General features: G+C 63.0%; 6 protein-coding genes and 2 pseudogenes. 1 reads left to right on the top strand and 7 read right to left on the bottom strand.

Annotation, left to right across the window (positions count from 1 at the left end; genetic code table 11):
* From N416_RS23060 to N416_RS0101200, 5 genes and pseudogenes are all read right to left on the bottom strand, one after another.
* Nucleotides 1-670 (bottom strand): annotated as a pseudogene (locus N416_RS23060) (hypothetical protein); the annotation flags it as partial.
* 70 nt (nucleotides 671-740) lie between these two features.
* Nucleotides 741-995 carry a hypothetical protein gene (locus N416_RS22325; protein WP_196805087.1) on the bottom strand — a complete coding sequence of 85 codons (255 nt, stop codon included), beginning with the start codon at nucleotides 993-995 and terminating at the stop codon, nucleotides 741-743.
* 524 nt (nucleotides 996-1,519) lie between these two features.
* A complete protein-coding gene (locus N416_RS23670) occupies nucleotides 1,520-1,783 on the bottom strand; it encodes a hypothetical protein (RefSeq protein WP_231383950.1) in 264 nt (87 codons plus the stop codon).
* A 345-nt stretch (nucleotides 1,784-2,128) separates the two neighbouring features.
* Nucleotides 2,129-2,448: pseudogene (locus N416_RS21190) on the bottom strand (VOC family protein).
* Nucleotides 2,449-2,517: 69 nt separating this feature from the next.
* A complete protein-coding gene (locus N416_RS0101200; protein ID WP_231383949.1) occupies nucleotides 2,518-2,994 on the bottom strand; it encodes a hypothetical protein in 477 nt (158 codons plus the stop codon).
* Nucleotides 2,995-3,153: 159 nt separating this feature from the next.
* Between N416_RS0101200 and N416_RS0101190 the strand changes: the two genes are divergently transcribed.
* Nucleotides 3,154-4,319 (top strand): IS3 family transposase gene (locus N416_RS0101190; protein WP_109370888.1). Its coding sequence is split into 2 segments (ribosomal slippage): nucleotides 3,154-3,438 and nucleotides 3,441-4,319, totalling 1,164 coding nucleotides; the frame shifts between segments, so codons are not numbered across the junction.
* Between the two features lie 31 nt (nucleotides 4,320-4,350).
* Here the strand turns inward: N416_RS0101190 and N416_RS0101185 are convergent.
* Both N416_RS0101185 and N416_RS0101175 read right to left on the bottom strand, forming a co-directional pair.
* Nucleotides 4,351-4,683 (bottom strand): VOC family protein, encoded by a 333-nt coding sequence (locus tag N416_RS0101185; RefSeq protein ID WP_369797555.1) that lies wholly within the window; start codon nucleotides 4,681-4,683, stop codon nucleotides 4,351-4,353.
* A gap of 497 nt (nucleotides 4,684-5,180) precedes the next feature.
* Nucleotides 5,181-6,137 carry a dipeptidase gene (locus N416_RS0101175; RefSeq protein WP_024440308.1) on the bottom strand — a complete coding sequence of 319 codons (957 nt, stop codon included), beginning with the start codon at nucleotides 6,135-6,137 and terminating at the stop codon, nucleotides 5,181-5,183.

Here is a 6,137-nt window from a genome sequence, read left to right as displayed (position 1 = left end):
CTCCGCTTTGGCCGTTGGCGCCGCCACTATTGGTTCCACCCGTGCCGGCAGCGTTGTTGCCGCCTTCCGGAAGAAGGAGTTCGTCCACGCTCCTGGGGATGTAGGGATTTTCCGCGTCGCCAGGGCCGTACGGGAATGGAAGCTGGTCGGTACCAGCTGCCTGTCTGCTCAGCGCTTCGGCGGTGGGCGGTTGGGAAGGTGGCGGGCTGAAATTTGCGCCGTTATCTTGCAGCCACTTCTGGGCGTCGCCTTCGATGCCCAGATCTTCGAACATTTGTCGGGTTGCCTCAATGATCTGTCGATTAGCATCTGAGCTATATTCGGCTGCCTTTCCGTTGGCTTCGACGATTAGTCCGACGGCTTCGGTCATTGCCTCCGGTGTATTTTTCGCTACCAGGTCGTCGATTTTTGGGTTGTACTGGTTCGCGATGTTGGTTAAGTTCTGACGGAGTTCTTTAACGGCCTTGACGACGCTGTCGCTAGCTGTCTTCTTGCTCCGGCAGTGCTCGGCGGCGTTCGTCAGACGGTTGTAGCCGATACGTAGCCGTATCAGCTCGTCCTCTGTGGTTCGTCCACTGTTCCTTGCGCTTACACCGTTTGTGAAATCCCGGAGTTCGATTGCTTCGCGCTCTTTGGAGTCGGATTGACTAGACCAGTGCTGGATCCCCATCTCGGGCCGTGTCGGGGGGCCGGGCCACCACACACCTACTAAGTAAGGTGACCATTTGCCTGGCGGTAGATCAGTCACTGCACAATTCCTTCAGAACGCGTTGTCCCGTAGTCATCATCTCGATCGAGTCTTGAAACTGCTTGTTATCCGAACCCTTGCTCGCAGCTGCAGTCATGGTTTGGTAAGCCTGCGCCAGATTGAGCGCGGCATCACGGTATTCGTTATCGAGCGCAGGATCGATAGCCGCAGCTTCAAGAATAATTGCGCCGTTCGCAGCAGCGATACGTGCGAACGCAGCACTAGTACCATTCGTTTCAATGTTCACGGCATCTGAAGCGAGTGTATACTTGCTGCATAGCTGCGCCTTGGCTACCGCTCTTTGGGTAGCGGCATACGTGGGATTATGCCCCGCCCTAATTAGGGCCAGTATTCCGACTACAAGTGCAGCGGCGGCTAGCAACGCCGTTAGCGCCAAGAGCGTCAGTGGCAATCGACTACGTGGCGGAACTGGAGGCGGTGAGGGCCACGGCGGAGGGTTGATCGTCACATTGCGGATGGTAGACCTCTACGCGATTTCGCGTTTACATCCTGACTGATACGGCGTTCGTTCGGCCAGTTGAGCCCGCGGGTTGAACTTGGCCGCAGCGGTATCTCCGGCACTGGCCGCAGGCGAAGCACAGGATCCGTCCGGGAGGCGTCTGGGCGTTCTCGCTAGCGTTGTGCTTACGGCATGAGGCGACTTGCCAAGTGGCTTATTGTGTTGATCGCTAAGTACTTAGCCTCCCGGCAATATCACCCGGCCTATACACCACGCGCGAGACTGGATCAGCTCATTGGCGTGCGGTCTGTTCAGTCACCACACAACCCCGCCATCACGCGGTCCTTGGCATTCATGTCGTCGACTGAGGCAAGGTACTGGTCTCTGGTAGCCATACCTGTTGTACCCAGCGCTGCCGTGGTCTGGTAGCTGCTAGCTAGTGCGCGGGCGGCGTCTCGATGCTGGGCGTCTAGAGCCGGATCTTCGGAAGCGATGTCCAACATCAGCGCACCGTTCGAAAGGGCGACTCGTGCTAACGCAGCCTCACCTGCGGGGTCGCTGGTTTCGATGTGCATTGCGTGTGCAGCTAGCTTGTACCGCTCACACAGCGTTGCCTGAGCGGATGCTCGCTGAGCGACAGTTGTGTGAGCTGGGTCGGATGTTGTCCTGGATAGTGCAACCGTCGCAATGATCAGCCCAGCGATTGCCAACAGTGCGGCGAACGCGGCGAGCGCCATTGGCAACCGGTGGTGTAACCGGGCGGGAGGCGCTGTGGGCCAAGGAGGTGGTGTCATGGTCACATTCCGGATGGTAGACCTCAACCAGGCGCTAAGGCCCTAGATCGTTGCCTCGCAAAGGGGGCGAACCCAGAGCAAGGCAACCGGTTGGCTAGGGACCGGTTGCGCGTGGCCGCCTGGCCCCTACCGCCCCAACGGCTTATAGAACACCAGCCCATTGCCCTTGTTGTCGTAGACCACCGCCCAGCGCTCGGGGCGTCGTCGTAGGGGCCCTTGACGATTCCGCCGCCAGTGGCCTCGATGGCTCTCGCGGTCCTGTCGACATCGTCGGTCTTGATGCCGACCACCACCTGCGCCAGGATGGGGTGGTCCACCGCGGTCGCCAATGCCAGCGTCACCGATCCGCCGTCGAGCGCGGCGAAGTGCCCGCCGTCGCGAAACTTCAGCGGCACGCCCAGGGTCTCGCTGTAGAGCTTGATTGATTCGTCGGCATCGGTGATCACCGCCCGGAACGCCGGGTCGCCGCCATCTTTGCCAAAGCAACCACCCACTCATCACAGAGTTCGCGACAATCAATCTCCGCACAGGTTCTTCATCGCGCCAACTTGTGCGTTCGTCGCGTCCACGGTCGCCTTGAACTTTTCATCGTCCCCAAGGCTTCCTGTGGCTGCCATGGTCTGGTATGCGTCTGCCAAAGCACGGGCTGCATCGCGGAAATTGGTGGCTAATGCCGGATCTGCGGCCGCGCTTTCGAGCATGAGTGCGCCGTTGATCATGGAGATCCTTGCCAGTGCAACGTCACCGTCGAGCGCAGTCTCGATGTGCGCAGCTTGCGCCGCAAGTTGGTACTGGGCGCATAGCCTTTCCTGGGAGGCGGACTTCTCGCTCGCGGTGTAAGTCGGGTGGGGAGCGGGCCGGGCGAGAGCCGAAATGGCGACGGCCAGAGCAGCGACCGACAAGACAAAAGTCAGTACCCCAAGAACCTTGCCCGACTGGCGACGCGGGGGCGTTATCGGTTGCGAGGGCCAAGGCTGTGGCGGGGTGGTCACATCTCGGATCGTAGCTCGCTTGACTGATGCTGTGATCGGCAAACGCGGTCCCGATAGGGCTCGACGGACAGCAGGGCGCCTTACCCCTACGGGTCTGCTGCACGGATAGGTGACATCTGAGTTGGCTTGCCTTGCGGGGTGGGCTGGAAGGATGTCATTGTGCCCAGGCCTTATCCGAAAGAGTTCCGTGACGACGTTGTCCGGGTCGCCCGCAACCGCGATCCCGGGGTGACCATCGAGGCGGTCGCCAACGATTTCGGGGTGCACCCGATGACGCTGACCAAGTGGCTGCGCCAGGCCGACATCGATGACGGCGTCAAGGCCGGCACCACCACGTTGGAGTCGACCGACCTGCGTGCAGCACGGCAGCGGATCAGGCTGCTGGAGCAGGAGAACGAGGTCCTGCGGCGGGCGGCAGCGTATTTGTCGCAGGCGAATCTGCCGGGAAAAGGCTCTACCCGCTCGTAAGCGAGCTCGCCGCCGACGGGATCCCCGTGGTGGTGACGTGCCGGGTACTGGACATTGCTCGCCAGCCCTACTACCGGTGGCTTCAAGAACCGGTCACCGATGCCGAGATCGTCGAGGCCTACCGCACCAACGCCCTCGTTGACGCTCATCGGGACGATCCGGAGTTCGGCTACCGGTTCCTGGTCGATGAGGCCCGCGCTGCCGGTCAGCCGATGGCCGAGCGCACCGCATGGCGGATCTGCTCGAACAACGGGTTGTGGAGCGTGTTCGGCAAGAAGCGGGGTCGCAACGGCAAGAGGCCCGGTCCGCCAGTTCACGATGACCTGGTCGGCCGGGACTTCACCGCCGATGCCCCCAATCATTTGTGGCTGGCCGACATCACCGAGCATCGCACCGAGCAGGGCAAGCTCTACTGCTGCGCGATCAAGGATGTGTTCTCCAACCGGATCGTCGGCTACAGCATCGCCGACCGGATGAAATCGCAGCTGGCCGTTACCGCGCTGCGCAACGCGGTCGCCCGCCGCGGCGATGTCGCCGGCTGTGTGCTGCACACCGACCGCGGGTCGCAATTTCGAAGCCGGAAATTCGTTGCCGCACTGCACCACTACGACATGGTCGGCTCCATGGGCCGGGTCGGCGCCGCCGGTGACAACGCCGCCATGGAGTCGTTCTTCAGCTTGCTGCAGAAGAACGTCCTGGACCGGCACCGCTGGGCCACCCGCGAAGACCTACGGATCGCGATTGTCACCTGGATCGAACGCACCTACCACCGTCGCCGGCGCCAGATCGCCCTGGGCCGGTTGACCCCGATCGAATACGAGACGATCATGACCACACCGGCCAGTCAGGCCGCGTGACCGAAACTGTCACCTATCCGTGCAGCAGACCCTACCGCCCCAACGGCTTATAGAACACCAGCCCATTGCCCTTGTTGTCGTAGACCACCGCCCGCCGCTCGTGGGCGTCGTCGTAGGGGCCCTTGACGATTCCGCCCCCGCTGGCCTCGATGGCTTTCGCAGCACCGTCGACGTCGTCCGTCTTGATGCCGACCACCACATGTCCGTGGATGGGGTGGTCCACCGCGGTCGCCAATGCCAGCGTCACCGATCCGCCGTCGAGGGCGGCGAAGTGCGCGCCGTCGCGAAACTTCAGCGGCAAGCCCAGGGTCTCGCTGTAGAACTTGATCGACTCGTCCAGGTCGTCGGTGGACAAGACGATCATCCGAATGTCGTGGTCGCTCACGGCTACCTCCTGTAGTTCGGCCTCGATCCAGGCTAAGCCCGGATAGCGTCACCGGAGGGGGTAAACGCCTCGCCGTTTTGGTCATCGCGCTCGCCCTCGTCGCGCCGCTGGTCAATACGGTGGTCACCGACCGCATCTCACGCGCCGTCCAGCCGTTCGCGCGGTGGCGGTTGCTGGAGCTTGCCCGGACCTTATGTCAATGTGCGCGGGTGGCGATCACGCCATTGTGTTGCTGCGCGGGTATTCGGCGTCGATCCGGTGGCGCCGGCGCTGCCAAACGAAGCTCGGGTGATCGCGATCGATCTGGGCGGCTCCGAGGCCCCGAGCGACGCATCACCCCACAGCGCGATGAGACAGACCACCGCCGTGCGCCGTGCGCTCGACGCGCTGGGTGTGCGTCAGTGCTGGTCCGGCATCGAGAGGACAAGCCAATTCATAAGCAACATAACACCTTTCATCAACACGCAACACAACACCTAAGCCGGCCACGTCTCACGCGCTACCCGGTGGAAGTTTCCGCCGAGCACGGCATCGATGTCGCCGACTGTCCAGCCGCGGTCTAACAGGTGCTCGCGCAGCCCCAGCCAGGTCTCCGGCGGCATCCACTGGATCGGACCCCAGCGGGTGTAGCTCTCGTCGAACAGCTGCGGGTTGGCCAGCAGCTCGGCATTGAAGTCGGCGTGGTCGAAGGAGTAGTCGGTGCTGACACCGACGTGCTCGATGCCCACCAGTTCGACCGCGTACTCCAGGTGGTGGGCGACCGCGTCGAGTGTTGGAGTGTTGGGGCCCAAGAAGATTCCCACCGCGGTGATGCCGACGACGCCACCGGTGGCCGCGCACGCCCTGGCCTGATCGTCGGTGATGTTGCGGGGGTGATCCCATAGTGCCCGCATACACGAATGGCTGTAGACGACCGGGCCGGTCGAAACCGCGCACATATCCAGGCCGGTGCGGGCGCTGCAGTGCGAGCCGTCGGGGACCATGCCCACGGCGTTCATCTCGGCGACGATCGCGCGGCCCCACGCGGTCAGTCCGGAGTCCACGGCGTCCAGGCAGCCGCTGCCGGCAGGGTTGGCGTGGTTGTAGGTGGGCAGCAGGGTGCGGACGCCCTGCTCGGCCAACACGGCCAGGTTGGTCAGATCGTCGTCGAGCGGGTTGGAATCCTCCAGGTCGAACACCACCGCGATGCCGCCGGCACCGGTGATCGCGTCGACGTCGCTGACGGTGGCCGCCACCGTGAGATTCGGGTGGGTGTCGATGGCGCGGCGAAAGTGCCGCAGCAGGGCCAAGGTGTCGGCCAAGCGCTGCGGGGCGTAGCCCGCATTCACCGACAGCAGCACGCCGCCGGAGTGCTGGTAGCGGGTCAGCGGGGCCACCTCGGCGTTGTCCTGCAACGGCAGGCAGGTGTGCTGGTCCCACAGCAGCGTGCTCAT

The sequence above is a fragment of the Mycobacterium sp. UM_WGJ genome (assembly GCF_000455125.1).
Lineage (GTDB): Bacteria > Actinomycetota > Actinomycetes > Mycobacteriales > Mycobacteriaceae > Mycobacterium.
This window is presented reverse-complemented; position numbering and strand designations above follow the sequence as displayed.

Coding starts and splice junctions, on each gene's coding strand:
- N416_RS0101175 (WP_024440308.1), bottom strand. CDS start 6,137: ATGAGCACGCTGCTGTGGGACCAGCACACCTGCCTGCCGTTGCAGGAC.
- N416_RS0101185 (WP_369797555.1), bottom strand. CDS start 4,683: ATGATCGTCTTGTCCACCGACGACCTGGACGAGTCGATCAAGTTCTAC.
- N416_RS23670 (WP_231383950.1), bottom strand. CDS start 1,783: ATGCACATCGAAACCAGCGACCCCGCAGGTGAGGCTGCGTTAGCACGA.